Below are 24,122 nucleotides of genomic sequence, written 5' to 3' on the forward strand. Positions count from 1 at the left end.
CTAACCCCCCGATGTCGCTTCGCGCACCGGCACGGTGAGCATCGCGACGATCATGTCGATGATCTCGGCGGTGTCGCTGTCAGGGGCAGACGTGCGCACGCCCGCTTCCAGCGCGCGTTCGTAGTCGGCGATCAGTGCGAACATGACGGTCGCCATGGTTTCCAGTCGCTGGCGGCGTCGGCGGGGTGGCAGTTCCGGCAGGGCCGCATCCAGGCGGGTGGCGATGATGCGCACGGCGGCGCGGTCGGCGCCGGCGAGGCGGCGGGCATCGGCGATCACGGGGTGAGCCCGCACGACTTCGAGGAAGCGGCCGTAGTGGGTGACCTGTGCCGTGTAGATGAGTTCGAGGATGGGGGCGGCGAGCATCGCGACCAGCGTGCGGATCTCGTGTGCGGCGCCCTCGGCCTCGTATTGGGCGAGCAGTCCCATTCGGCGATCTTCGAGCCAGTTCATGCGACGGTCGACGATGGCCTCGAGCAGACCGCTGCGGGAGTCGAAGTAGTAGTGCACCGCGGAGTTGTTGCGCTGGCCCGCGGCCGCGGCGATATCGCGGAGCGGGACCTCCACGCCGCGTTCGGCGATGAGTCGTTCGCCCGCGTCGAGCAGTGCGGCACGCGGATCCTCGGTGGCCATGTCAGCACTGTACTAAACCCGAGTGTTGACTACCTTAAGCGTTAGTGCTTAATTTGGCGATACCAAGCAGTCTTTGTGCAGCAGAGTCGAGGTGATCCGATGACCATCGCGCGGGGCCCGATTTTCCAGCTGTGCTGGGTGGTGCGCGATATCGAGGCGGCCCAGCGCGAGTTCACCGAGCGATTCGGCGTCGCGAAGTGGTTCACCGTCGCGGATGTGCACTTCGGGCCGCAGTCGTGCGAATTGCGTGGCGCGCCCGCCGATTACACGATCACGGTGGCGTTGGGGTATGCGGGCGGGCAGCAGTTGGAGTTGATCGAGCCCAAGTCCGGAACCAGTTTGTATTCCGAACATCTGGACAGAGTCGGGCCCGGATTGCATCACGTCGCGTGGGTGCCCGAGGACTATGACGCGGCGCTGGCCGAGGCGAAGGCGAGCGGAGCCGAGATCCTCGCGCGCGGTGCGTTCGAGGGCGTAGGGATGGAGTTCACCTATCTCGACGGCGGCGCACTCGGTTCCGCCGTGGAGCTCATGCGCCTGTCGGCGGATATGCAAGCGATGTTCGATTATCTGATTCCGGAGGGGTTTTCGAACCCATGGGCGTAGGAACCGAACTCCCCCAGCTCATTACCGAAATAGTCGAGTGGGATGTGACCGCGCAGGTGATCGTGGTCGGATTCGGTATCGCCGGAGCGTGCGCGGCGATCAGCGCGGCCGAGGCGGGGCGCGGGTGCACATGCGGCGGGACTATCCGCCGCATCGAATAGGGCGCACAGCGCCGAAAGTATGGAAGGCGATTGAGATGCGATTCACCTATGCCGAGACGATGACGGACCCGACCTTCTATGTGCCGCTGGCACAGGCCGCGGAGGCGGCCGGGTACACGTCGATGACGATCGCCGACAGCGTGGCCTATCCGAAGGAATCCGACGCCACCTACCCCTACACCCCCGACGGCAATCGGGAGTTCCTGGAAGACAAACCGTTCATCGAGGCCTTCGTATTGTCGGCGGCCATCGCGGCGGCCACGACGACGCTACGGCTGACGCCCTTCGTGGTGAAACTGCCCATCCGCCCACCGGTTCTCGTGGCCAAGCAGGCCGCCTCGATCGCGGCACTGAGCGGGAACCGGTTCGGGTTCGGTGTCGGCATCAGCCCGTGGCCGGATGATTTCGAAATCATGGGTGTCCCGTTCGAACACCGCGGCGCGCGCATGGACGAGTGCATCGATATCGTGCGCGGACTCACCGCGGGCGGCTATTTCGAATACCACGGGGAGTTCTACGATCTGCCGCCCATCAAGATCAGCCCGGTGCCCACCGAGCCGATTCCGATCCTTATCGGCGGACACAGTGGCCCGGCATTACGGCGCGCGGCCCAGCGCGGCGATGGCTGGATGCATGCGGGCGGCGATCCGGCCGAATTGGACCGGCTGATCGCGAAGCTCGATGTCCTGCGCGCCGAATACGGCACCCGCAAGGATTTCGAGATCCACGTCATCTCGCTGGACGGGTTCACCGTGGACGGTGTGAAGCGGTTGGAGGACAAGGGGGTCACCGACGTGATCGTCGGCTTCCGCTACCCGTATACCACCGAACCAGATACTGAATCGCTGGACACCAAGATCGCGCACCTGTCCCGGTTCGCGGAGAAGGTCATCGCGAAGACGAGCTGACCGGGGTGAGGCCCGTCACGAACACCCGGTGTCACAGAATGTGGTGGTCCGGCGTCTGGTGAACGACGCAGTCGAGATCCAACAGACAGGAGCCACCCGTGGCCACACACTTCCGGATGCCGGGGACACACTCGTGAGCGCGGATCCTGCCACCGAAGTCTTCGTCACCCACCGCAACCTGCTCTTCACCGTCGCCTACGAAATGCTCGGCTCGGCCGCCGACGCCGAAGACGTGCTGCAGGAAACCTGGCTGCGCTGGGCAGGCGTGGACCTCGACACCGTGCAGGACCACCGGGCCTACCTGGTCCGGATCACGACACGCCAATCGCTCGACCGGCTGCGCACGCTGGGACGCCGCAAAGAGTCCTACATCGGCCCCTGGCTGCCCGAACCGCTGCTGACCACACCCGACGTCGCCGACGATGTGGAACTCGCCGAGCACGTCTCCATGGCGATGCTGCTGGTACTCGAGACGCTTGCCCCGACCGAGCGCGCGGTATTCGTACTGCGCGAGGTGTTCGATCTGCCCTACGACGAGATCGCCGAAGCCGTCGACAAAACCCCGGCCGCGGTCCGTCAGATCGCCCACCGTGCCCGCGCACATGTGGCCGCGCGCCGACCTCGCGGGCCGGTTTCGGCGGCCCAGACTCGAGACGTGCTCGCGGCGTTCCAGCGGGCGGTCGAAAGCGGCGACATACAGGGTCTGCTCGATATGCTCGCGCCCGATGTCGTGCTCCTGGGCGATGGTGGCGGAATCAAACAAGCCCTGCCGCGGCCCGTCACGGGAGCCGACAAGGTGGCCCGCCTCCTGGCCGCCTTCCCGAGCAGGATCACTGCTGCCTTGTCGCTGCAACCAGCCCAGGTCAACGGCTATCCGGCGCTGGTCATACGTCTCGACGACGAGCTCGATACCGTCATGGCGGTGCGCATCGACGACGGCCTCGTCACCGGCATCTACTCGGTTCGAAACCCCGAAAAACTGTCGCATATGCAACGGGAGAGCACCTTGCGCCGCTGAGTCCGAGCGCGCGGATACCCGGCCTCGAGATCGCGCTCGATCTCGGCATTACAGGTGTGATGCGGCGAGGGCGGCCGAAGCGACGGCGAGGGTTCGGGATCGGTAGGAGCTGCCGAAGAGGACGACGTGCACGAGCAGTGGGTGCAGCTGATGCAAGGGGATGCGGTTGCGCCAGCCGTCGGCGAGTGGGTGGGTTTCGTGGTAGGCGGCGCGAATTCGGTCCAGGTGCGGGGCGCCGAAGAGGGCGAGCATGGCGAGGTCGGTTTCGCGATGACCACCGTGGGCGGCGGGGTCGATGACGAGCGCGCGGTCGGCGGTCCACAGCACATTGCCGGACCACAGATCGCCATGGATGCGGCTGGGTGGTTCCGGTGGGCCCGCGAGGGTTTCGATGTTGTCGATCACGCGTTCCAGCAAGCGAATTCCGTCGCGACCGAGATCGGCGGCCGCACGCGGTAGGTAGGGCGCGAGGCGATAGTCGGCGTACCAGCGCGCCCATGAACCGTCGACCCGGGTGTTGTCCAGCGGCAGATCGGCGATCCAACCCGACCACGGCGCACCGAAGGATCCCGGCGAATCCACGTGCAGCGCAGCAAGTTCGCGCCCGAAACGCTCCGCGGCCGATATGCTCGGCGCGGCCGCCGAAACCCAGGGCAGCACCAGCATCCGGTCATCGACGGCCAGTACCTCGGGCACCAACTCCGGCACCACCGCGGCGAGCCACCGCAGCCCCGCCGCCTCCGCCGCGAATACCGACACCTGGTCCTGTGCGGCCTTCACGAAGACCTCGCGACCGTCGCCGAGCACTGCCCGATGCAGTGTCCACGAATGCTGTGATCCCAGATCGGTGATCGATTCCACCGCCACGCCGACCAGTGCCGCGAGCCTCGCCGCGCCCGTCACCTCGGTCCCCTGCCCACGCTCCCGAACCTACCCGCCCGGCCCCCACTTCGGCGCCCGCTTCGTCACGATGCGGCGTTGAGGCGCTTCTTCGTCTCGTCATCGGCCGGGAAGAACGATTCGATGGCGAGTTCGGCGACCGTCACGTTCATCGGTGTGCCGAAGACGGTGGTGACGCTGATGAAGGACAGTTCGTGGTCTTCGTGGCGGAGACGGAGCGGCACCACGGCCTGGTCCGGTTCAGGGAGGGTGAGATCGACTGTGCCGCCAGGATATTCGACTAGTTCCTCGCGGAGCTCGACCAGTTCGGGCGAACCGGTGACTTCGATCTGGCGCGACAGGCGTTCGAAGATATGGCCGCGCCACTCGGCCAGATTGACGATGCGGCCGGCCATACCGTCGGGGTGCAGGCTCAAGCGCAGGGCATTGACCGGTGCGGTGAGCAGTTTCGGATCGATGCCCGTCAACAGCAGTGCCACACCGGAATTGGCGTCGATCATATTCCAGCTCTGGTCGATGGCCAGCGCGGGATAAGGGTCGTGACCCGCGAGGATTTGGCGCATCGCACCGCGCACCGCATCCATCGCGGGTGTATCGAGGGATGGTTCGGCATACGCGGGTGCGAATCCGGCCGCGAGGAGCAGCCGATTGCGTTCCCGCAACGGGATCTCCAACTGCTCGCACAGGTGCACGAGCATGGTGCGGCTCGGATTCGCGCGACCCGTTTCGATGAAGCTCAGATGCCGCGCGGAGGTTTCGGCGCGCCCGGCCAATTCCAGCTGGCTGAGCCTGCGCTCGAGCCGCCAGTGGCGCAACAGGTCACCGGCTGTCTGCGTACTCACCCTGCCGATCCTACGAAGCCGCCAGCCTCGACACGATTACCTGACGGGTAATGGAGGCGCGGCGACTCAGAACCGCCAGCGGGTCGCTCCGCCGGGTTCCACGGTGGACAGTGCCGTGGCGGTGAGCGCGGTCAGGCGGTAAACATGCCAAGGCGGCGGGCCCGCGGAGGGGGCACTGTATTCCGCGGTGAGCGCCTCGCCGGTGTCGTCGACGCGACAGGGCCAGCCGCCGTCGGCCCAGCGCCGGGCGATATCGGCGACGGCGGCGGGATCGGCGATCCTGTTCGCGGTACCGTCCACGACCAGATCGAATTCGTGGGTGGCCACGCTCATCGAGCAGCGCGGATCGCGAGCCAGGTTGCGGCCCTTGCGGCTTCGGGCCCCGGTGGTGAACCAGAAGGCGCCGTCCACCCACAGCGCGCCGATGGCGGTGACGTGCGGGCTGCCGTCGGGATTGATCGTGGTCAGCCAGCAGGTGTGCCGATCCGGGCCCCCGGCGCCGGGGGCTTGTTCGATGCTCGCGTCGAGTCGTTCGCGAATGCTGTCCCAATCGATCGGCGGCAGCTCGTAGCGGTCGGCGAGGTTGATGGTGTCCATATCAGTAGGACGATCCATGTCCGGGAAACTCAGCGGTGTCAGAAGATTTCATCGCCGACGAAGGCCTGGGCCGACTGAGCCGCGGTGAGCTCGGCGCCGATCGCTTCGGTGAATTCGGTGAGGTCGCCGGGGCTGCGGGAGGTGATCAGCGGCCAGCCGTTCTCATCCGAACGCACCACCGCCCGATCGATCCAGCGCCCTTCGGCATTGACGACGTCGGTACGCAGCGAATGGTAGGACGTCAAGGTCTTGCCCGCGACGACGTCGGCCTCCACCAGCAGCCAGGGACCGTGACAGATCGCGGCGACGGGTTTGCCCGCGCGCACGAACTGTTGTGCGACTTCGACCGCGCGCTCGCAGACGCGCAGCTTGTCCGCGTTCACCGTGCCGCCCGGTACGACGAGCAAATCGAAATCCTCGACCTCGAGATCGTCGAGTGCCGCATCCGGCTGCACGACCTCGTCTTTGTCGACATCGTGTCGAAAAGTTTGGACCTCGCTGCGTTCGGGGGTCGCGTGCACGGCGACGGCGCCGTGTTCGCGCAACCAGTCCAGCGGCATCAGCAGCTCGTCGTGTTCGACGCCGGTATTCGCGGTGATGACCAATGCGCGCACACCGCGCAACTCCTCGGACATACCGCACCCCTTTCTCGCCGATCCTTCACTACGGTCGGCCTACCCCGGGGTGGGGCACTCAAACGATTCCGGCAACCATCCGGATCAGCGATTTGCGCAGTAAAATCCAGTAATGGCCGTGGCCCTGCCCACCGTCGGTGTGGAAGAGGAGTTCCTTCTGGCGGATCCGATCACCGGTGCGCCGAGTCCGCGGAATGTCGAAGTCGCGGCGGCGGCGGCCGATGTCGGCATCGATCTGCAGTTGGAGTTGACGCGCTGTCAGGTCGAGATCAATACCGGGGTGCACACCCGGACTCTCGAAATACTCGATGACCTGCGCCGACTGCGCCGCAACGTAGCGAGTTGCGCGGAGAAGAACGGTGCCAGGCTGCTCGCGGTGGCGGTGCCGCCCACGGTGCCGGATGCTTATCCGGTCACCGATACCCCGCGCTATCGACTCATCGAACACCATTTCGGGTTGCTCGCCCATGAGCAGGGTTTGTGCGGCTGCCATGTCCATGTCGGGGTGCCTTCACGTGATATCGCGGTGCGGGTCGGGAATTATTTGCGGCCCTGGTTACCCGTGTTGTTGTCGTTGACGGCCAATTCTGCGGTCTACCGCGCCACCGATACCGGATACGCCAGCTGGCGCAGCATTATGTGGCGGCGGTGGCCGAGTGCCGGGCCCCCACCGTTCTTCCATTCGGTCGCGGACTACGACGATATGGTGCGGATGATGTTCGCCAGCGGCAGCATTCTCGATACGGCGATGGTGTATTGGGATGTGCGGCCCTCGGCCACTTACCCGACCGTCGAGGTGCGCGTCAGTGATGTACCGGCGACGGTGGAAGAAACAGCGTTGTTGGCCACGCTGATTCGCGCCGCGGTCGTGATGGCCCAGACTGCGATACACGACGGGCTGCCACCGCCACCGGTGCCCGCGGAGGTCTTGCGGGCCGCATATTGGAAGGCCGCCCGATCCGGCCTCGATGGAGACGGGCTCGACACGATCAGCGGCCGTGCCCTGCCGGCCCACACCCTGGTGGCCGGGCTCGTCGACTACCTCACCCCCGCGCTCGAGCAGTCGGGTGACCAGCAGTTCGTCGCCGATACCGTCACAGCGGTTCTCGCACGTGGTAACGGTGCCCGGCGACAACGCACCGCTATGCGCGCGCGCGACGATGTCAGCGACGTCATCGATGTGGTCGCCGCCGCCACCCTCGAAGGGTGCTACTGAGACAGGCCGAATACCGGACGCAGGCCGCCGTCCCGGACGACCTGTACGGCGACGATCGCCAGTAGCGTCGCACCGGTCACCATGTGTTCGATCGCGTCGGTGATATGGCTCGGAAAGCTGAAGATCAGCACGTGGTGCGAGAACAGCGCCCACACCCCGACCGCGAATCCCCCGCCGATGCCGGCGAGCACGCAGTACCAGGCCGACCACGACTTGCGGGTCGCGACGATCAGCGCGGGGCCGAACAGCACAAGCCCGGCCACCGCGTGCCAACCGTTGTAGTCCATGCCGAGCACCGGTGTCGCGGGTGCGTGTTCGCCGAGTTCGAAACTGGGCTCGGCGATCCAGCCCGCGACCGCCCACCCGATATGGACCGCACCGATCACGAAGACGGTCCACTGCAGAAAACTCCACCGCGTCCAGTCGATTCGCCGCTCGACCACCGATTGTTGGCTCATCGCGCCCTCCCTGACCACATCTACTACACAGCGTAGTTGAGATGGCGGCCATCGGAAAGTGCTTCGATGGAGGTATGCCCCTACTCGTCGGCACATCGGGTTGGCAGTACCGGGACTGGCGCGACGTGCTGTATCCGGCGAATGTTCCGCAGCGTGTGTGGCTCGAAACCTACGCCGCGGGCTTCGCGACGGTCGAGAGCAACAATGCCTTCTATCGACTGCCCAGCGGCGAGACTTTCGCGGCATGGCGGGATCGGACGCCGCCGGACTTCTGTTTCGCGGTCAAGGCAAGCCGCTTCCTCACCCACATCAAGCGGTTGCGCGAACCCGAGGAGCCGGTCGGACGCTTGATGGAGCACGCCCGCGCGCTGGGTGACAAGCTCGGACCGGTGCTGTTGCAGCTTCCGCCGACGCTGCGGGTCGATCCGGCACTGCTCGACGCCTGCCTGCGCTGCTTTCCGCCCGACGTCCCGATCGCGGTCGAACCCAGGCACGAGTCCTGGTGGATTCCGGAAGTTCGTGCCGTGCTGACCGAATGCGGCGCGACGCTGTGTTGGGCCGACGTCCAGTCCCGCCCCGTCGCGCCGCTGTGGCGCACGACGGACTGGGGTTATCTGCGACTGCACTCCGGACGTGCGACACCCGCACCGCGCTACGGACGCACGGCACTCACCAGTTGGACGCGACGGCTGGCCGAGACGTGGTCGGATCGCGAGCAGGTGTACGTCTACTTCAACAATGATCCCGGCGGTGCCGCGGTTCGCGACGCGGTCGTCTTCGCGCGCGCCGCGGCCACGGCCGGAGCCACCGTCAGTCGAACACCCGCAACGGATTTCAGCTCCCCACGACAGCATTCATGATCGTGCCCGCACTGGTCGCGATGACACCGCCGACCATTGCGCCGGCGAGCATCTTCGGGGAGTCCAGGGTGCCACCGCTCCACTTCTCCCAGGCGAACCGGCCGCCCGCGTAGGTGATGCCGGAGACACCCGATAGCAGAACAAACCAGGTCAGGTAGCGGACCATCTGCAGGATCTTCTCCGAATTGGGCGGGGCCTCCGGCGTCGGATTCCCGAGTTGAGCAAGGACGGTCTCGTGCAAGGTGATCAGCATCATGGGCGCGTACTCATTCCAGGTAGAGGCGGGCGATGAGCGGCAGATAACCGAGCGATAACCACATCGATACCCGGACAGTATGGGCGGTGGCCGAGATTTTCGGGCGGTCTCGGCGGAACCTGTCTGGAATGTCCGAAGGCGCGGCGCGGCGCGCCGATGCACGGGTGTAGCATTTCGCCCGAATAACCCCACCGCGGGAGCTCGGGCACGGCCGGGCTGAGAGGGCGGACCCCACGTTTCGCCGACCGCATGAACCTGTCCGGGTAATGCCGGCGTAGGGAGAGCGGTACCGGGATGTCTGCACCCACCATCGATCGATCCGGGCGGCGCGAAGCACCGTTGACCCTGGACCAGCCTGCACCGAAGGTCCTTTCGTTCTGGGACCAGAGCGCGTTCTGGGCGAACCTCGGGGTCAGCCTGTTCGCATTCTCCGGCGCGTACACGGTGCTCGCGCCGAATTCCGAAGGCGGCGCCCGGATCTCCATCGCCGCGGGCATTCTCGCGATGATCATCGGCACGGTGGTCGGCGGGCTCATGCTGGGCCTGGCCGCAGTGCCCGGAGCCAAGACCGGTAAGCCCGCGATGATGTTGCTGCGCGGACTGTTCGGCGCGAAGCTCAGCTACCTGCCGACGCTGCTCAATATCGCCCAACTGATCGGTTGGGGCACCTTCGAATTGATCGTCATCGGCGATGCGGCCGAAGAGTTGTTCGACGGTGGCCCGCACTGGGTTTACGTGGTCGCCGCAGGGGTGCTGACGACGGTGCTGACGATCTGGCCGCTCGGTTCGGTGCGAATGCTGCGGCGGTTCGTGACCGTCGGCGTGGTGATCGCGTTGGTCTGGTTCTACATCCAGTTCGTCCGCGCAGGTCTGCCGGATCTCACCACCAACCCGGGCACCGAAGGCGGCGGACCGTTCGGCGTGGATTGGAATCTGTTCTGGGTCGCCACCGATGCGGCGCTTGCGGTTTCGATCTCGTGGGTGCCGGTGGCGGCCGACTACACCCGGCACTCCCGCAGCACCGGCGCGGCATTCGGCGCGGCCAGCGGGGCGTATGCGTTCACCCAGATCATCGCGTATGTGCTCGGCCTGTTCGCGCTGGCGCTCGCATCCGGCGACGGCGGGGTGTACTCGCCCTTCCTGACGGTCACCCTCGGAGCGGTGTTCTTCTTCATCTTCGTATTCCGGGAGGCCGACCAGTCGTTCGCCAATGTGTACTCCACGGCCGTCTCGATCCAGAATCTCGCGCCGCGAGTCGACCGCCGGGTGCTCTCGATCGGTCTCGGTATCCTCATCACGCTGCTGGCGCTGCGGTTGAACATGGCGAACTACTTCGGCTTCCTCGGCCTGATCGGGTCGGTCTTCGTGCCGCTGCTCGGCGTACTCGTCGCGGACTTCTTCCTGCGGGCGCGCGACCAGTGGGATACCTCGGCGAATGCGCCGTCACGGTGGGGCATGGTTTTCGCTTGGCTGGTGGGACTTTCGGTCTATCAGCTGATCAACCCGGGCGACGCCGGAGTGTGGACCGACTTCTGGGTCGACGTGCAGGAGAAGCTGCACTTCACCAAGCAGGCGTGGATGAGCGCGTCACTGCTGTCGTTCCTGGCGGCCGTGGTGGTCGCCTGGGGCGTGGGACGGATTTCGTTGCTGCGCAAGTCGAATTAGACCTCGGACCAACGCGGACGCTGTCAATGACGTGATCGACCGACTCCCGAGCACCGACTGATTCGTGCATCGCGTGGACGGAGTCGGTAGATGAAGCGCGAGCAATTACCGAGACAGGCGGCGGCACTTCTGGTCTCCGATGACGGTGATCGCGGAGATCGCGATCCCTTTGTGGCGCAAAACTTTCTGATCGCGCAATCTTGCGGGGCACGCAAGTTTGCGTATCGTGAAGGGCGTGGCATTCGTACTCGGGTTGCGGGAACGCAAGAAGCTCGCGACTCGGGAGGCGCTCGGATTCGCGGCGCTGCGGCTGGCGGTCGAGCATGGGCTCGACACAGTGCTGGTCGAGGACATCGCTGCGGCGGCGGGTGTTTCGCCACGTACGTTCAACAACTACTTCGCCAGCAAGTACGAGGCCGTGTGCTCGGTGGCGGTCGACCGGGCCCGGCGGATCGCGGACGGACTGCACGATCGTCCGGCGGCCGAAGCGCTGTGGCCCGCGGTAATCCACGCGGTACTCGCCGAATTCCGCGATGACGAACTGCCCGATCCGGCATGGACCCGCGGCATCCGGCTGATCACCAACGAACCCGCGCTACAGGGTGAATATCTCAAGGCGCAGGCCGTCATCCAGGAGGCCATCGCGTCGGCCATCGCCGCACGCACCGGCCGCGACCTGCACACCGATATGTTCCCCCGGATCATGGCGGGCGCGATCGCGACCGCACTGCAGGTCGCCATCGACCGCTGGGTCGATGCGGACCCGCCCATCGCGGCACTGCCCGTCATCCGGGAAGCGTTGCGGCAACTGTCCTATCTACCAGGAGCCTTTCCCATGGACGTCCCCACCAACCACACCCTCGCCGTGCCCGGAGCGACGCTGTACTACGAAATCCGCGGCACCGGTCCGCTGCTGCTGCTCATCCCTGGCGGCAACGGCGACGCGGGCAGCTTCGACCAGATCGCGGAGCGACTGGCGGATCGCTATACGGTGGTTTCCTACGATCGGCGCGGCTTCTCCCGCAGCCCAGGCCAGGATCACAACGTCCAACTCGACGGCGCCGACGCCGCCGCGCTGCTCACCCACCTCGGCGACCGACCCGCCGCCGTGCTCGGCAGTAGCTCCGGCGCCATCGTCGCGCTCGAATTGCTCACGACGCGACCGGAACTCGTGCACACGCTCATCGCGCACGAACCGCCGCTGGCGACCGTACTGCCCGATGCCGACAAATGGCTCACCTTTTTGGACGACGTCTACCGGACCAGCAAGTCCGAGGGCTTCGTCGCCGCCATATCCCAATTCGCCGAGGGGGTCGGGCTGCGCCAGCAACGGCCCGATCCCCAAGAGCCCACGCCCGAAGCCGCCGCGATCAGTGCGCGCATCCAGCAGAACATGCTGTTCTGGATGGAGCACGAGATGCGCCAGTACGTCCGCTACACACCGGATTTCGACGCCCTGCAGGCTGCCGCCGAGAAGCTCGTCCTCGTCGTCGGACACGATTCGAGGGAAACCTTCCCGGCGCTGCCCAATGCGGTGCTCGGCCAGCGCCTCGGACTCGACATCGTGGAATTCGCAGGCGACCACGTCGGATACCGAAGCGCCACCGAAGAATTCGCGACACAGCTCGACACGTTGCTCGCCAAGCGCGCGTAGGCGGACCGATTGGGCGCGCTGAGGCCGGACATCGAATTGAAGGCCTTCCGCAAGGCGGAAAATACTGGCCGCGCGGCCGACCGCTGATCGCGGACTACGGACCTGACCTGCAATGCGAACGAGTCCAGGCCCGGACTGCAGGGACGCAGATGGCGCTTGGCCTTTTCGTCGGCGTGCTCGTGGACGGGTGATACCTGCCCGCCAGCCTGGCCGTCCTCGGTCCGCGCGTGGACGCGCGGGGCCAGACCACTCTGCGCAGAGTACGCGCTGGGCCGAGCCACAGGGCATGCCGAATCGGACTGGCCTGCAGGGCGTCCAGGACTGAGCCGACCTGCCGCGGCGTCCGAAGCGGGGCGGTGCTGGGGTGCGTAGAAGACGCCCGACCTGCGGCGCGACCGGGACTAGACCGCGCATGCGGGGCCGGCCCGCATACGGGGGCTGAACGAGATTACCGGCAACTATTGTCTATGTAGTGGGTCCCGATATACCTCCGCAGGTCGCGGTGTGCGGACCGCGTGATTGCACCACCATCGAGGCCGAATGGGCCGCGGAGGTGGGGCGCCTGCTCGCGGCTGCCTGTGCGACTGTGCTGTGCGGCGGCGGTAGCGGCGTGATGGCGGCGGTCGCCGAGGGGGCCTCCGGCGTGGGCGGTCTCGTCATCGGCGTTCACCCCAATACCGACCGGTCTGCTACCTGTCGCGGTCTGTCCGCCGTCTTGTACACCGGTATGGGCGAGGCCAGAAACGCGATCCTCATTCACTCCGCTGACGCCGTCATCGTGATCGGCGGTTCCTGGGGCACCCTCTCCGAACTCGCTTTCGCATGCCACCGCGGCACCATCCCCGTCATCTCGCTCGGCGGTTGGCAAGTCCAGGACGCCACCGGAAATCCCATGCCCGCAGCCCAACTCGCCACCGACCCCGCCGACGCCGTCCACCGCGCTCTCACCTAGGCCGGAAACCTTCAGCGCTTCGGCGCGCCCGCGCCACTCGGCAGCTGCGGCGACATGGGGACCGTTCGCCGGAAGGTCTGGCGTGGGCCGCCTTCCGGGCCCAGCGCGGCGATTTCAGCCGAGGTGAAGCCGAGGCCTTCGTACACGATGGACGCGCCCGGGCTGCTCGCACCGCGCTAGCGCATACCGTCGAACCGCAGGATCAGGACAGAAACGGGCGCTGAGTCCAGGCACCCGACCTAGCGGGCGTTCGCGCGCGACAGGTTCCACCCCTGCCACGTATCGTCGTCGAGATCGCGGCGGATCGCGGAGAGCACTTCGCGACGCTGCGGTTCTGGAAGCCGCTCTACGGCGGGGACGATATCGGGTGAGAGCCTGCCGAGGTAGCGCGTGTCGAGGTTCTTGCCGTGCTCCCAGCGGTCTATATTCCGTTCCGCGACAAGGCCTTCCGGGTTCAGCACGGCCAGTGCGAACAGTGTCGCGATGGCGGTGCCGATGGCGGCGCGCGGCAGCCAGGTGCCGTCCAAGCGAAGGACAGCGGCGATCATCAAAAGGTACACCAGCCCCAGCCAGAGTTCGCATACCTCGACCAGCAGGCGCATGACCGTGAAGCCATAGGCCTGCTGGTAGGTCCACATGCGGCGGAGTGCCGAGGCCACGATGATCAGCGTCAGGACGCCGATCGCGCACAGCAGTATCCGCAGCCAGGCTCGGTCGGCAGCGGATTCCCGTGCAGCCCAACGCAATACGACGGCGATTACGGCGAGGGTGAGGATGGTGACGATCGAAAGCTGCCAGAATCCGCTGCGCGCGTATTCGGCGTAGGTCAGATTCGCGGTGCGCTGCACGTAGTCGTCACCGCCGAACAGCGCGACGAACTGAGCGGCGACGAAAACCGCGAACAGGATGGTCAACGCGCCCACCGGCAGTGCCCACTCCAACCGTCGCAGGCCTCGACCCGACGGTGCGCCCTTCGCCTCGGCTCGCGGACCGGCAAGCAGATACATGGCCCCGACGCTGCCCAGCCCGAGCACCGCGAACAGCACGATCCACTGCACAACCGATGGCGCGTCGATCTCCGGCGTCACCGCGTCGAGCAGTTTCGCGAATGTCGCATCGGCGCCGCCCAGCAACGGCACGAAAACCGCCAACAACGCCAGCGTCACCGCAACCGACATCCCGGCTCGCCACGACCGGCGCGCCGGACCGTCACCGATCCGCCCGAACGCCGAATACACCCACGGAATGCCCGCGATCGACTCGATCGGCACCGCGATCACGTCGTACCACGCGCCATACACCGAACGCCGCCCGACAACGGCCAACGACCCGGCCACCGCAGCCCCGACGACACACAGCGCGAACAGCCACCCGGCCGCCCGCACCGCCCCGACTGCCAGCAGCGCCAACGCCAGGGTCGTCCACCACACCCGTCCCCAATTCACAGCGTGAGCACCGAACCCCGATCCCGGCGGATCAGCCTCCGCACTCCCGTCTTCCAGCGTCATCCGACCGCCGGTACCGACCGGATCCGCGCTTCCCGCAGCACGCTCCGCCGGCCCTGTTCCAGGCGAATGAGCCGATTCGAACGAATCCGGTGTCGACGACATTTCCTCACCCGCCGTACCTCCTCTGTCCGAATCAGCCCGATCCGGCTCCGCGCCAGCACCTTTCGGGAGGATCCAAGCACCATCAACCACGGGAACCGACTGGCTCGGCTCCTGCGACTTCGTCGTGGGTGTTGCTTTGTCGCGCACCGAACCACCGCTGCTCACATCAGACGGATCGAACTGCGCCCCAGCACCTCCGACCGACGTCCGATTACCGGAGACCGGGTGCACTGGGCCACGCTCCGCATCCTCGGCGGCGGCCGAATCCTTTGTCGGCACGGCCGCTTCTGCCGCACGACGGGCGCGGCGGTCCACTGTGAATACCGCGGCCGCGGCCACCGAACCGGCGAGTAACCAGCCGATTCCGGGGCGGTCCAATGGGATGAAGACCGCGCCCGCGAGACCTGCGATGCCCGCCGCGGGCAATACACCTGGCGGACAGGCGATGCGCCGCCATCTCGGCACTTGCACAGGCCAGGGTCGCGACGCGGGCAACGCGGAGCTCGGCGGCGGAACCGGCGGCATCATGGGCGGCGGCGCATTCGACGCCATTCCTGATGACCTGTCCGCCGTGCCACCCGACGGCACTCCCCGATCCGCCGTCGAGGTGCCAGTGGGTTCGCCCGATTCCGTCTCACCCTCGGTCGTCGGATCCGATGCGTCCGACGCCCGTTCAGCGGACGACGCAGCCGACACCTCGACGGCCTCCGGAACCGAATAACCCCCGGACTCGGCTGAGGTCGGCGCATCACCCACGGACTCGGAGGTGGACAGGTTGTCGGGCTGTGTCCCCGTTTCGGCCGAAGCGGCGGCGGCCTTCGTTGCGACGGCTGCCGATTCGGCTGGCCCCGTCGGCTCCGATATCGCTGCGGACGGCGTAGGTGATTCGGGTTGCGATGGATCGGATCGGTCTGGCATAGGTATCCCCTCCTACGGGTGTGCGAGATCGTCCCGGGACCTCGTGGTCCGGGTTGCAGAGCGTTGGGATGCGTTACGGGGCGGGAAGTACTACACGGATCCGGGAGCCGGGATCGGCGACGGCTATGGTGCCGCCGTGTAGATCGACTATCCAGCGGGAGATGGCTAGGCCCAGGCCAGTACCGCCGCCATCGGTGCGCCCGCCGCGGGTGAAGCGGTCGAAGATGGTGGCGCGCTCGGCGATCGGGATGCCGGGGCCTTGGTCTTGAACGTCGATGACGAGACCACCGCGGTCGACGCGGGCCTCGATGCGGACTTCTCCGCCCACAGGTCCGTGGCGGGCGGCGTTGTCGAGCAGGTTGAGCAGCACCTGATGCAAACGTGCACGGTCTGCGAAAACGCTTGCGCTGCTTGGTTGCACATCGGTGCGGAAGCGCACGCCGCGCCCGAGCGTCGCCGCGGCCACCTCAGCCTCGGCGATGACCTCGGCCAACAGCGGTGTGACGCTGAGTTCTTCGCGGTCGAGGGCGCGGGCGCCGGATTCGATGGTGGACAGGTCGAGCAGTTCGGAGACGAGTCGGCCGAGCCGTTCGGTTTGCGCGAGTGCGGTGCGCAGGGTTTTGTCGTCGGGTTCGGATACACCGTCGACCATGTTCTCCAGCACCGCATTCAGCGCGGTGATCGGGGTGCGCAGTTCGTGGGAGACGTTGGCGATCAGGTCGCGGCGCTGTTGGTCGGCGGCGGCCAAGTCGGCGGCCATCTGATTGAACGCCACCGCCAGTTGGCCGACCTCGTCTCGGGAGCTGGCACGCACCCGGCGGGTGTAGTCGCCCTGCGCCATCCGCTTGGCCGCCGCGGTCATCTCGCGCAGCGGCCGAGTGGTGCCGTGCGCGAGGATCTGCGAGGTGATCAGTGCGATCACCGTCGCCGCGATCGTCGTCTTCGGCGGCAGCCAGCCGATCCGCAGCCGGAAGAACCCGAACGCCACCCCGGCCGACCCGAGCATCAGAATCGCGAACTTCAGCTTGATCGATTTCACCGGATCCAACGGTCGCGGCACCACTTCCGCTACCGCGTCCGATATGCCACGCAGCTTCCGCGAAACAGTCGCGCGCCGCTGCGTCCGCGTGCGCACGACATCCTCGGTGACGTGATCGCTCATCGCGCGTCCAACGCGTAGCCGACACCGTGCACCGTGCGGATCACGTCCGCGCCGAGCTTGCGGCGCAACGCCTTGATATGACTGTCGACCGCCCGGGTGCCCGCGGCGTCGGGCCAGTCCCACACCTCTTCGAGCAAGCGTTCCCGGGCGAGCACCACGCGGGGACGTCGCGCGAGGCGAGCCAGCAGGTCGAATTCGAGCGGGGTGAGTTGCGCTTCGATCTCGGCACGCCACACGCGACGCTGGTCCACATCGATGCGTAGGTCACCGACGATGATGGTGGCGCCGTCACGCTCGGCGACGCGATCCACCCGGCGCAGCAGGGCGTGCACCCGAGCGGTGAGGACACGAAGCGAGAACGGCTTGGTCAAGTAGTCGTCCGCGCCGACACCGAGGCCGATGAGCTGATCGGTTTCATCGGTGCGCGCGGTGAGCATGAGAACCGGAATCGGGCGCGCGGCCTGGATGCGGCGACAGACCTCGAGACCGTCGAAGCCGGGCAGCATCACATCCAGCACGACCAGATCGGGCACCACTGCCTCGGCCGTCGCGACCGCTCCCGGCCCGTCGTGCGCCAGATCAACGGTGAAACCCTCGGCTCGCAGGCGCACTGCCACCGATTCGGCGATGGTCACTTCGTCGTCGACCACCAGAATCCGTCGCGCCGCCTGCCCGTTGCCCGCCGCGTGCTGTTCCATGAACCGAAACCCTAGCCATTCGCTGTGGAGAGAACCCGCGTCAATTGTGGAGATTCCGTGTGTACCGCAGGCGCGCCCGAGCGGGACAACACGGCCGGCGACATCAAACTGTTTCCCACCTGCAACGCAAGCGAACACGAGAAGCTGCGACCACGGCGGACAGTTAGCGACATGGTTGCTATGGGCCGGATCGGGATACGCGTGCTGGTGGCCGCGGTCATCGCGGTCATCGCGCCCGCTGGGCTCCCCGGTGACGCGACGGCCGCACAGACGGCGACAGTGGGCGGCGGCTCGGGCGTCCTGCTCGAGGGTCGAGCGGTATGCACCGTCACGACGGTCGGCTATGACAGAGCCGGCCGGATGATCGGACTCACCGCCGGACACTGCGCCGATGTCGGTATGTCCGTCCAGGCCGAGACACAGCAGGCGGGCATCATCGGCACCGTCGCCGCGGTCGGGCAAAGCAACGACTACGCCGTCATCGAATTCGACCGCACCAAGGTCACACCGGTTCGCCAGGTGGCGCAGACCTTCATCGGAGGCATCGGCGCACCGCCGCGACCGGGCGATATCGTCTGCAAGAACGGCCGCACCTCCGGCTTCGACTGTGGTGTGGTGTGGGATACGCACGAGTGGTGGTTCCGGAGCCAGCTCTGCTCGAGGCCGGGCGATTCGGGCGGGCCGGTCACCCTCGGCGACCGCCTGGTCGGGATGAATATCGGGCACATCGGGATCGTGGTGGCCGGCGTGACCGTCTTCGACGTCGCCTGCGGCGCCGCGCCGGCCGTGCACGATCCGGCCGTCGCGATCGACATCGGCGTAATCCTGGATGAGATGAATCAGTCGGACGCCGTCGGTACCGGATTCCGGCCACTCTGAGTTCATGGGCCCAATTCCGGGCTATCCGTTCGTACACTCGATGCCGAAACGCGCCGACTGTCGAGCAGATAGGGCATCACCCGCATCGACTTCGAACCCGGCGCCGCCGCTACACATCCATGCGTATGGGCCGCGGCCCGGCTACACCTGAGAGCCCTCGGCCACACGCTGGCCCTGCCGACGCCGTCGCCCTCGCTGCTCCAGGCTCGGCGCGACCCACTCGCCCGAAGGCGTTATCCGCTCAGCTGGGCGAGCAGGAACTCGCGGGCGACGGTGGACGCTCGTTCGAACTGCTCCTCGTAGACGGCGAAGTGGGGACCTGGAATCAGCGCCAGTTGTTTGGGTTCCAGGGCGTCGGCGTAGCTCTGCAGCGCGATATCGCTGGGCGTGAGAGTGTCTTGATCGGCGATCACCATCAGCAGTGGCGTCGGAGAGACGCGCCGTAGGAAGGCTTCCGGGGCGTAGGACTGGAACTTGTCGACGCTGGAGAGGGTGACCTCGTTGCGCCAGGTGGGGATCTGCGGGCCGTTGGCCATCAACCAGTTGTAGACCTCGATACCGGGCATGGCGACGAGTTCGGTGGGATCGTCGGATGCCGCGTTGATCGTCTGATGCGGTTTGCCCGAGGCGCGGGCTTGCCGGTCGGCGGCGATGGCCGCATGGACCGCGGGCAGCATGATGGAGGGGACCAGACTGCGGAAGTTGGCCCAGCCGTTGGTGAGTGGCACCTGCGACACCACCGCGCGCACGCGTCGATCGGTCGCCGCCACGACCAACACGTGGCCGCCCGCGAAGCTGGTTCCCCAGATCCCGATGCGTTCCGGATCGATGCCCTCCAGGGTTTGCGCGAAGGTGATCGCATCGCGATAACCCTCGATCTGAGCGACGGGGTCGACCTCGTAACGCGGTTCGCCATCGGATGTCCCGAATCCCGGGTGGTCGTACACCAGACAAGCCAGGCCCGCTTCGCTGAACACTTCCGCGAACGGGGCAACCCATTCCTTGACGCCCGCGAAGCCGTGTGTCATCACCACCAGCGGGACCGGGCCCGAGGCCGCTTCCGGCCTGAAGAGCCAGCCCCGCAACGTCACTGCGCCGCTGGTGAATTCGATATCGACCCGCATCCGATGCCCTCCATTACTTCCGTCCTGTAACGAAGGTACGGCGCGGGTGGCGCGATGTCGAAGTCCGTGCGCGCCAGCAGATCAGGTCCACAGCACCGCGACGAATACATTGACGATCGCCAAACCACCGGACGCGTGCGTCATCCACGGCACCGGCTTCCCCTTCTTGGCGTCCGCACGACCGATCTCGGCGAATGCGGCAACCAGCACCGAGATGACCAACTTGGTGCCGATCTTCGCCATATTCGGATCCTTGCCGAGCGAATCGATCGAATCGGCCATACCCACCAGGATCAGACCGGTGACGAGCTGTGCCCGCGCACCCCACACCATCAGCTCGGATACGCCCGGCTGCCCGGCGACATACCCGCCGATAACCGCCGCCATACCCAGCAGATGGGCGACGACGACGATGTTGTACACGACCTCCACGTCGCAAACTCCCTCAGTCACGGTGACCGTTCCGACACGAGTCTTCCAGCACGTACGCCCGCCGACAGGAAAATCCGAGGCAATACCGATCGGGCCGATACCGTGCGCGCGGCTGGCTAGCATGACGAGGATGCTGAGCAACGCACACATCGAAGCCCGCATACCCACCAAAGACCTGGCCCGCGCCCGCCGCTGGTACGCCGAGAAACTCGGGCTCGAACCGGTCGAGGAACGCGAGGGCGGCCTGCGCTATGAAGGTGCCACAGGTGTCTTCTGCCTGTTCGCCTCCGCCGGTGCGTCCGACGGCTCGTTCACCCAGATGGGTTTCTACGTCGATGACATCGAGGCAACCGTCGCGGGCCTGCGTGCCCGGGGCGTGGTGTTCGAGGAATACGACGGCACCGTGAACGGGATCATGGACATCGAGGGCAACTATCCGAGCAAGGGACGAGCCGAGCGGGGCGCGTGGTTCCGCGACAGCGAGGGCAACATGCTCGGCATCGGTCAGGTCATCCCCTGGTAGCACCGGCGTGCCATCCGCCGACTCGCGTCACATCTGACAGTATCAGATACTGTATATATAACAGTATGCCGTGAACCGTGAGCGGCCGGAGAAGACGCGGGTACAACAGTGAGCGATGACGACACCACCGACGGCACGGTGCACACCCACCGCGACGGCCCTTTGCTGCGCCTGACCCTGGACCGCCCTGCCCGGCGTAATGCACTCAGCCCCACCATGATCGATGATCTGGTCAGCGCGCTCACCGCCGCCGCCACCGACGACACCCTGCGCGTCATCCACATCCAGGGCGCGGGCAACGATTTCTGCTCCGGGGTGGACTGGGTAGCTACCAACAGCAACGGCAATCGAGCCCGAACCGGCGACCTCGTCCGGCGCATACCGCATACCGCGCACCGCGTCATCGAACTCGTCCACACCATCCAGCTGCCCGTGGTCTGTACCGTCCGCGGCTGGGCGGCCGGTATGGGATGCAACCTCGCGCTCGCGGCCGACTTCACCATCGCCGCCGCCGATGCCGTGTTCTGGGAGCCCTTCCTGGCCCGCGGATTCAGTCCCGACACCGGATCCACCTGGCTTTTGCCGCGCCTCGTCGGCCTCACCCGCACCAAACGACTGCTGCTGCTGGGCGAGAAGGTCCAGGCCACCGACGCGGCCGACTGGGGCCTGATCCATCAGGCCACCGACCCCACCGAACTCGAACAGCGCGCCGAGGCGTTACTCACCCGCCTCGGCACGACGGCGACCATCGCCTTCGGGCTCACCAAACAGGCCATCCATCACAACCAGCACACCACCCTGCCCGAAGCACTGAACCGCGAACTGTTCGCCCTCGAACTCGCCTGCCGCACCAAAGATTTCAAGGAGGGCCTGGCCGCCTTCCAGCAGCGTCGCCCACCGGATTTCCAGGGTCGATAGCAAGACATCGCGCACGCCACCATCTCCCCAAGCGTGACAACAGTAATAACATCGGTATGGTTTGCTGTGCTAGCTTCGACCTCCCACACGGAAATGGAAGCTGGAATGACGAAAAGGAGCGCCGCAGCCAAGCGGCCGAGGCGTGAGCGCGGTTCTCTCAATGCCGCCGACATCATCGAGGGCGCGTTCGAACTCGCCGAACAGGTGTCGATCGACGGCCTGAGCATGCCGCTGCTCGGTAAGCATCTCGACGTTGGAGTCACCAGTATCTACTGGTATTTCCGCAAGAAGGACGACCTGCTGAACGCGATGACCGACCGCGCGCTGAGTCGGTACGTCTTCGCGACGCCGTTCGTCGAGGCCAGCGATTGGCGCGAGACGCTGAGTAAACACGCGCACATGATGCGCGAGACTTTTCTGGGAAATCCCATCCTCTGCGACCTGATCCTGATCAGGTCGGCGTTGAGCCCGCACGCCGCCAAGTTGGGCGCGACGCAGATGGAGCAGGCGGTAGCCAGCCTGGTAGAGGCCGGGCTGTCCGTCGACGAGGCTTTCGACACCTATTCCGCGATAAATCTGCACATTCGCGGATCGGTTGTGCTGCAACGGCTCTACGACAAGAACAAAGAACTCGATGCCGAGGGCGGCGCGTACTACGACGATATCCTGATCGCGCCCGAGACGACTCCGCTGCTCGCCGAGGCGATGGCCAAGGGCCGGAAATCGGGCGCCCCCGATGAGCGGAACTTCGAATACGGTCTGAAATGCATTCTCGATGACGCGAGCAGGCTGATCGAGACCCGGCGAGCAACAATCGCGCCGGGCCCTTCGTGAGCTGACTCGCTACGGCGCCTCGGGTTCCGGGACATCGAAGTGCTCGTCGCGCAGCCGGAATGCCTCCTTGGTCCCGTGCTCCGCGCGTGTTTTGACGAAGTTGAATTCGCCTGGGGCGAATTGCAAATTGGTCCCGAATGCGTGGAAGAGATAGCTGGCCACTTCCTCGCCCTGATATGCCTGGCTCTGCTCGACGAGGCGGAACGCCTCCTTGGCGATGACGACACCGTCGGCAGGCATCTTCGCGGCTTTCTCGGCCCAGTACCGCGCCCGAGAGCTCACCACCGCGGGATCACACGTTTCGGTGAAGACGCCGAGATGTTCGATGCCGCCCGCCTCGACGATGTCGCCGGTCAACAGCAGCCGGCGCGCGAGCACCGGACCGAGCCGGTGGAAGAACATATGCAGGCTGCCGAGCGCGGGGCCGAGGAAACGGGTCGCGGGCATGCCGACTTTCGTATCCCGCGCGATCACCGAGATATCGGTCATCAGCGCCATTTCGAAACCGCCGCCCAGTGCGTAGCCACCGATCTCGCCCACAGTGACCTTGGGAAAGCCGAGGAAGTTGTGATAGAAGTCGAACGATTTGCGGTCCACGGTCAGCCGCCGTCGCTGGCTGGGCCGACTCTTGGTCGGCTGCTTGCCGTTTCCGGCGCTTTCGCCGTACCAGCCGTAGGCGTTGTTCATATCGGCGCCGGTGCTGAACACACCGTCCGCCCCGCGCAGCAGGACGACGGTGATGTCATCGTCCTCGGCGACCTCGTCCAGATATCGGGCCAGGCCGTCGCGCATTGCCGCATCGTAGGAATTGCGCCGACCCGGATTGTTCAGCGTGACAGTGGCGATCCTCTTGTCGGGGTCCGTGTGGTAGAGCACGCGGCCGTCGGCGGCGCTTGAATTGGTCATCGGTGTGTCTCTTCCTTCTCTTTCGGGGATCGCTTTCCGTATCGCGCCCCGGTCAGCCGCTCGGGCGGCAAGGCGACGGTCTGGACGACTGCCGTGCACAGCACCTCGTCTTCCAGAATCAGCCGTGCTATCGATTCGATGCCGGTCTCCCGCACCGACCGGACGATTTCGAATCGCAGTTCGACGAGAATCGGTGTCGGACGGCGATAGGTGACATTGAGCGAGCGGGTCTTGCCGGTCAGGCCGACCGCACAGCTCTGGTGCTGGACGACGGCGTCGAAGAAGACCGCAAGGAACCCTCCGTGCACGAGCCCGGGCGGCCCCTCGTGCACCAGCGGAAAGGTGACCCGCCCTGCGGCCGCGTCGATACCGAGATGGTCGAATCGGTATTGCGGGAAACAGGGATTGAATGCGCCGATATCCGACGCGTGATCCAGATAGACCCGCTGCGAAGCACTTTGGTCGGCACCGACCCGTGGCGCCGGGTCCGGCGGGACCGCCAGGCGCAGTTCGCGCTCCCATTCGACGAATCGCCCGAGCATGGTGTCGACGGTCGGATGGGAATGTTCCAACGACAGCAGCAACCCGCTGAGCCTGCGAATGGCAGCGGCAGCGGCCATGGTCTGCGGCAGCGGTTGCTCGCCGAACCGAATCGCCGATCCGGTGGCCACCGTCGCGCCGCTCGGGGGTGTCTGCCCATGCTCGGCCATCGGACCTCTTTTCGTCGTCGATGCGTATCCGCTACCTTTGCAGAAGC

The 24,122-nt window shown here is 66.1% G+C and carries 28 protein-coding genes and 1 riboswitch; of the genes, 14 read left to right on the top strand and 14 right to left on the bottom strand.

What is annotated here, in order from left to right:
• Entirely contained in the window at positions 1-633 is a 633-nt protein-coding gene (locus tag ACQPYR_RS23580; RefSeq protein ID WP_433621130.1) for a TetR family transcriptional regulator, read from the bottom strand.
• Positions 634-732: 99 nt separating this feature from the next.
• On the opposite strand from ACQPYR_RS23580, the gene ACQPYR_RS23585 reads away from it, so the two are divergent.
• The 4 genes from ACQPYR_RS23585 to ACQPYR_RS23600 all read left to right on the top strand — a co-directional run bounded on the left by ACQPYR_RS23585 (position 733) and on the right by ACQPYR_RS23600 (position 3,326).
• Positions 733-1,239: a VOC family protein gene (locus ACQPYR_RS23585; RefSeq protein ID WP_433621131.1), complete on the top strand. Its 507-nt coding sequence runs from the start codon at positions 733-735 to the stop codon at positions 1,237-1,239.
• Positions 1,230-1,400 carry a hypothetical protein gene (locus ACQPYR_RS23590; RefSeq protein WP_433621132.1) on the top strand — a complete coding sequence of 57 codons (171 nt, stop codon included), beginning with the start codon at positions 1,230-1,232 and terminating at the stop codon, positions 1,398-1,400. The genes ACQPYR_RS23585 and ACQPYR_RS23590 overlap by 10 nt, the downstream gene beginning before the upstream one ends.
• A gap of 35 nt (positions 1,401-1,435) precedes the next feature.
• Positions 1,436-2,308 (top strand): TIGR03619 family F420-dependent LLM class oxidoreductase, encoded by an 873-nt coding sequence (locus ACQPYR_RS23595; RefSeq protein WP_387293619.1) that lies wholly within the window; start codon positions 1,436-1,438, stop codon positions 2,306-2,308.
• 133 nt (positions 2,309-2,441) lie between these two features.
• On the top strand, positions 2,442-3,326 hold the full coding sequence (locus ACQPYR_RS23600; protein WP_433621133.1) for an RNA polymerase sigma-70 factor: 885 nt from the start codon (positions 2,442-2,444) through the stop codon (positions 3,324-3,326).
• Between the two features lie 48 nt (positions 3,327-3,374).
• Here the strand turns inward: ACQPYR_RS23600 and ACQPYR_RS23605 are convergent, their stop codons facing one another.
• The 4 genes from ACQPYR_RS23605 to ACQPYR_RS23620 all read right to left on the bottom strand — a co-directional run bounded on the left by ACQPYR_RS23605 (position 3,375) and on the right by ACQPYR_RS23620 (position 6,300).
• Positions 3,375-4,229, bottom strand: a complete 855-nt coding sequence (locus tag ACQPYR_RS23605) for a fructosamine kinase family protein (protein ID WP_433621134.1) — start codon at positions 4,227-4,229, stop codon at positions 3,375-3,377.
• Between the two features lie 62 nt (positions 4,230-4,291).
• The gene (locus ACQPYR_RS23610; protein ID WP_433635223.1) at positions 4,292-5,077 is read right to left on the bottom strand and encodes a helix-turn-helix domain-containing protein; all 786 of its coding nucleotides are present in this window, start codon (positions 5,075-5,077) and stop codon (positions 4,292-4,294) included.
• A gap of 57 nt (positions 5,078-5,134) precedes the next feature.
• On the bottom strand, positions 5,135-5,683 hold the full coding sequence (locus ACQPYR_RS23615; RefSeq protein ID WP_433621135.1) for a pyridoxamine 5'-phosphate oxidase family protein: 549 nt from the start codon (positions 5,681-5,683) through the stop codon (positions 5,135-5,137).
• 20 nt (positions 5,684-5,703) lie between these two features.
• Complete coding sequence (locus ACQPYR_RS23620; RefSeq protein WP_433621136.1) at positions 5,704-6,300, bottom strand: type 1 glutamine amidotransferase domain-containing protein; 597 nt, start codon at positions 6,298-6,300, stop codon at positions 5,704-5,706.
• Positions 6,301-6,412: 112 nt separating this feature from the next.
• On the opposite strand from ACQPYR_RS23620, the gene ACQPYR_RS23625 reads away from it, so the two are divergent.
• Positions 6,413-7,516, top strand: coding sequence for a glutamate--cysteine ligase 2 (locus tag ACQPYR_RS23625; protein ID WP_433621137.1), 1,104 nt, complete (start codon positions 6,413-6,415; stop codon positions 7,514-7,516).
• Here the strand turns inward: ACQPYR_RS23625 and ACQPYR_RS23630 are convergent.
• Positions 7,510-7,974 carry a DUF4383 domain-containing protein gene (locus tag ACQPYR_RS23630; RefSeq protein ID WP_433621138.1) on the bottom strand — a complete coding sequence of 155 codons (465 nt, stop codon included), beginning with the start codon at positions 7,972-7,974 and terminating at the stop codon, positions 7,510-7,512. The two genes, ACQPYR_RS23625 and ACQPYR_RS23630, sit on opposite strands and share 7 nt — an antisense overlap.
• Positions 7,975-8,048: 74 nt before the next feature.
• Between ACQPYR_RS23630 and ACQPYR_RS23635 the strand changes: the two genes are divergently transcribed.
• A complete protein-coding gene (locus tag ACQPYR_RS23635; RefSeq protein ID WP_433635224.1) occupies positions 8,049-8,834 on the top strand; it encodes a DUF72 domain-containing protein in 786 nt (261 codons plus the stop codon).
• On the opposite strand, the gene ACQPYR_RS23640 is transcribed toward ACQPYR_RS23635, so the two are convergent.
• Positions 8,809-9,090 carry a hypothetical protein gene (locus ACQPYR_RS23640; protein ID WP_433621139.1) on the bottom strand — a complete coding sequence of 94 codons (282 nt, stop codon included), beginning with the start codon at positions 9,088-9,090 and terminating at the stop codon, positions 8,809-8,811. The genes ACQPYR_RS23635 and ACQPYR_RS23640 overlap by 26 nt on opposite strands.
• A 183-nt stretch (positions 9,091-9,273) precedes the next feature.
• Positions 9,274-9,389: riboswitch (TPP riboswitch) on the top strand.
• Here ACQPYR_RS23640 and ACQPYR_RS23645 point away from each other — a divergent pair.
• From ACQPYR_RS23645 to ACQPYR_RS23655, 3 genes are all read left to right on the top strand, one after another.
• The gene (locus tag ACQPYR_RS23645; protein WP_433621140.1) at positions 9,385-10,755 is read left to right on the top strand and encodes a purine-cytosine permease family protein; all 1,371 of its coding nucleotides are present in this window, start codon (positions 9,385-9,387) and stop codon (positions 10,753-10,755) included. Its footprint overlaps the riboswitch before it by 5 nt.
• A gap of 235 nt (positions 10,756-10,990) precedes the next feature.
• Complete coding sequence (locus ACQPYR_RS23650; RefSeq protein WP_433621141.1) at positions 10,991-12,409, top strand: alpha/beta fold hydrolase; 1,419 nt, start codon at positions 10,991-10,993, stop codon at positions 12,407-12,409.
• 472 nt (positions 12,410-12,881) lie between these two features.
• Complete coding sequence (locus ACQPYR_RS23655) at positions 12,882-13,361, top strand: LOG family protein (RefSeq protein ID WP_433621142.1); 480 nt, start codon at positions 12,882-12,884, stop codon at positions 13,359-13,361.
• A gap of 239 nt (positions 13,362-13,600) precedes the next feature.
• Here ACQPYR_RS23655 and ACQPYR_RS23660 read toward each other — a convergent pair whose 3' ends face one another.
• Positions 13,601-14,869, bottom strand: a complete 1,269-nt coding sequence (locus ACQPYR_RS23660; RefSeq protein WP_433621143.1) for a DUF4153 domain-containing protein — start codon at positions 14,867-14,869, stop codon at positions 13,601-13,603.
• 418 nt (positions 14,870-15,287) lie between these two features.
• On the opposite strand from ACQPYR_RS23660, the gene ACQPYR_RS23665 reads away from it, so the two are divergent.
• Positions 15,288-15,692: a hypothetical protein gene (locus ACQPYR_RS23665; protein WP_433621144.1), complete on the top strand. Its 405-nt coding sequence runs from the start codon at positions 15,288-15,290 to the stop codon at positions 15,690-15,692.
• 270 nt (positions 15,693-15,962) lie between these two features.
• Here ACQPYR_RS23665 and ACQPYR_RS23670 read toward each other — a convergent pair whose 3' ends face one another.
• Both ACQPYR_RS23670 and ACQPYR_RS23675 read right to left on the bottom strand, forming a co-directional pair.
• Positions 15,963-16,895, bottom strand: a complete 933-nt coding sequence (locus tag ACQPYR_RS23670; protein ID WP_433635225.1) for a HAMP domain-containing sensor histidine kinase — start codon at positions 16,893-16,895, stop codon at positions 15,963-15,965.
• Between the two features lie 152 nt (positions 16,896-17,047).
• Positions 17,048-17,749, bottom strand: coding sequence for a response regulator (locus ACQPYR_RS23675; RefSeq protein WP_433621145.1), 702 nt, complete (start codon positions 17,747-17,749; stop codon positions 17,048-17,050).
• 171 nt (positions 17,750-17,920) lie between these two features.
• On the opposite strand from ACQPYR_RS23675, the gene ACQPYR_RS23680 reads away from it, so the two are divergent.
• Entirely contained in the window at positions 17,921-18,628 is a 708-nt protein-coding gene (locus ACQPYR_RS23680) for a S1 family peptidase (protein ID WP_433621146.1), read from the top strand.
• Positions 18,629-18,861: 233 nt separating this feature from the next.
• Here the strand turns inward: ACQPYR_RS23680 and ACQPYR_RS23685 are convergent, their stop codons facing one another.
• The gene (locus tag ACQPYR_RS23685; RefSeq protein ID WP_433621147.1) at positions 18,862-19,752 is read right to left on the bottom strand and encodes an alpha/beta hydrolase; all 891 of its coding nucleotides are present in this window, start codon (positions 19,750-19,752) and stop codon (positions 18,862-18,864) included.
• A gap of 81 nt (positions 19,753-19,833) precedes the next feature.
• Positions 19,834-20,139 (bottom strand): hypothetical protein, encoded by a 306-nt coding sequence (locus ACQPYR_RS23690; RefSeq protein WP_433635226.1) that lies wholly within the window; start codon positions 20,137-20,139, stop codon positions 19,834-19,836.
• 175 nt (positions 20,140-20,314) lie between these two features.
• Between ACQPYR_RS23690 and ACQPYR_RS23695 the strand changes: the two genes are divergently transcribed.
• The 3 genes from ACQPYR_RS23695 to ACQPYR_RS23705 all read left to right on the top strand — a co-directional run bounded on the left by ACQPYR_RS23695 (position 20,315) and on the right by ACQPYR_RS23705 (position 22,459).
• On the top strand, positions 20,315-20,707 hold the full coding sequence (locus tag ACQPYR_RS23695) for a VOC family protein (RefSeq protein ID WP_433621148.1): 393 nt from the start codon (positions 20,315-20,317) through the stop codon (positions 20,705-20,707).
• A 108-nt stretch (positions 20,708-20,815) separates the two neighbouring features.
• Positions 20,816-21,625 carry an enoyl-CoA hydratase/isomerase family protein gene (locus ACQPYR_RS23700; protein ID WP_433621149.1) on the top strand — a complete coding sequence of 270 codons (810 nt, stop codon included), beginning with the start codon at positions 20,816-20,818 and terminating at the stop codon, positions 21,623-21,625.
• Positions 21,626-21,730: 105 nt separating this feature from the next.
• Positions 21,731-22,459 carry a TetR/AcrR family transcriptional regulator gene (locus ACQPYR_RS23705; protein WP_433621150.1) on the top strand — a complete coding sequence of 243 codons (729 nt, stop codon included), beginning with the start codon at positions 21,731-21,733 and terminating at the stop codon, positions 22,457-22,459.
• Between the two features lie 9 nt (positions 22,460-22,468).
• Here ACQPYR_RS23705 and ACQPYR_RS23710 read toward each other — a convergent pair whose 3' ends face one another.
• Positions 22,469-23,365: an enoyl-CoA hydratase/isomerase family protein gene (locus ACQPYR_RS23710; protein WP_433621151.1), complete on the bottom strand. Its 897-nt coding sequence runs from the start codon at positions 23,363-23,365 to the stop codon at positions 22,469-22,471.
• The gene (locus ACQPYR_RS23715) at positions 23,362-24,075 is read right to left on the bottom strand and encodes a PaaI family thioesterase (RefSeq protein WP_433621152.1); all 714 of its coding nucleotides are present in this window, start codon (positions 24,073-24,075) and stop codon (positions 23,362-23,364) included. Before ACQPYR_RS23715 ends, ACQPYR_RS23710 begins: the two co-directional genes overlap by 4 nt.
• Between the last annotated feature and the right edge of the window lie 47 nt (positions 24,076-24,122).

This window comes from Nocardia sp. CA-120079 (genome assembly GCF_050955745.1).
Taxonomy (GTDB): Bacteria; Actinomycetota; Actinomycetes; order Mycobacteriales; family Mycobacteriaceae; genus Nocardia.

Bases quoted from the DNA above. Each gene is read 5' to 3' on its own strand.
- ACQPYR_RS23620 (WP_433621136.1), bottom strand. From the start codon at position 6,300: ATGTCCGAGGAGTTGCGCGGTGTGCGCGCATTGGTCATCACCGCGAAT.
- ACQPYR_RS23680 (WP_433621146.1), top strand. From the start codon at position 17,921: ATGGTTGCTATGGGCCGGATCGGGATACGCGTGCTGGTGGCCGCGGTC.
- ACQPYR_RS23710 (WP_433621151.1), bottom strand. From the start codon at position 23,365: ATGACCAATTCAAGCGCCGCCGACGGCCGCGTGCTCTACCACACGGAC.
- ACQPYR_RS23675 (WP_433621145.1), bottom strand. From the start codon at position 17,749: ATGGAACAGCACGCGGCGGGCAACGGGCAGGCGGCGCGACGGATTCTG.
- ACQPYR_RS23690 (WP_433635226.1), bottom strand. From the start codon at position 20,139: ATGGCGGCGGTTATCGGCGGGTATGTCGCCGGGCAGCCGGGCGTATCC.
- ACQPYR_RS23590 (WP_433621132.1), top strand. From the start codon at position 1,230: ATGGGCGTAGGAACCGAACTCCCCCAGCTCATTACCGAAATAGTCGAG.
- ACQPYR_RS23645 (WP_433621140.1), top strand. From the start codon at position 9,385: ATGTCTGCACCCACCATCGATCGATCCGGGCGGCGCGAAGCACCGTTG.
- ACQPYR_RS23660 (WP_433621143.1), bottom strand. From the start codon at position 14,869: ATGACGCTGGAAGACGGGAGTGCGGAGGCTGATCCGCCGGGATCGGGG.
- ACQPYR_RS23625 (WP_433621137.1), top strand. From the start codon at position 6,413: ATGGCCGTGGCCCTGCCCACCGTCGGTGTGGAAGAGGAGTTCCTTCTG.
- ACQPYR_RS23635 (WP_433635224.1), top strand. From the start codon at position 8,049: ATGCCCCTACTCGTCGGCACATCGGGTTGGCAGTACCGGGACTGGCGC.
- ACQPYR_RS23615 (WP_433621135.1), bottom strand. From the start codon at position 5,683: ATGGATCGTCCTACTGATATGGACACCATCAACCTCGCCGACCGCTAC.
- ACQPYR_RS23585 (WP_433621131.1), top strand. From the start codon at position 733: ATGACCATCGCGCGGGGCCCGATTTTCCAGCTGTGCTGGGTGGTGCGC.
- ACQPYR_RS23630 (WP_433621138.1), bottom strand. From the start codon at position 7,974: ATGAGCCAACAATCGGTGGTCGAGCGGCGAATCGACTGGACGCGGTGG.
- ACQPYR_RS23580 (WP_433621130.1), bottom strand. From the start codon at position 633: ATGGCCACCGAGGATCCGCGTGCCGCACTGCTCGACGCGGGCGAACGA.
- ACQPYR_RS23705 (WP_433621150.1), top strand. From the start codon at position 21,731: ATGACGAAAAGGAGCGCCGCAGCCAAGCGGCCGAGGCGTGAGCGCGGT.
- ACQPYR_RS23670 (WP_433635225.1), bottom strand. From the start codon at position 16,895: ATGCTCGGGTCGGCCGGGGTGGCGTTCGGGTTCTTCCGGCTGCGGATC.
- ACQPYR_RS23685 (WP_433621147.1), bottom strand. From the start codon at position 19,752: ATGCGGGTCGATATCGAATTCACCAGCGGCGCAGTGACGTTGCGGGGC.
- ACQPYR_RS23595 (WP_387293619.1), top strand. From the start codon at position 1,436: ATGCGATTCACCTATGCCGAGACGATGACGGACCCGACCTTCTATGTG.
- ACQPYR_RS23715 (WP_433621152.1), bottom strand. From the start codon at position 24,075: ATGGCCGAGCATGGGCAGACACCCCCGAGCGGCGCGACGGTGGCCACC.
- ACQPYR_RS23640 (WP_433621139.1), bottom strand. From the start codon at position 9,090: ATGATGCTGATCACCTTGCACGAGACCGTCCTTGCTCAACTCGGGAAT.
- ACQPYR_RS23695 (WP_433621148.1), top strand. From the start codon at position 20,315: ATGCTGAGCAACGCACACATCGAAGCCCGCATACCCACCAAAGACCTG.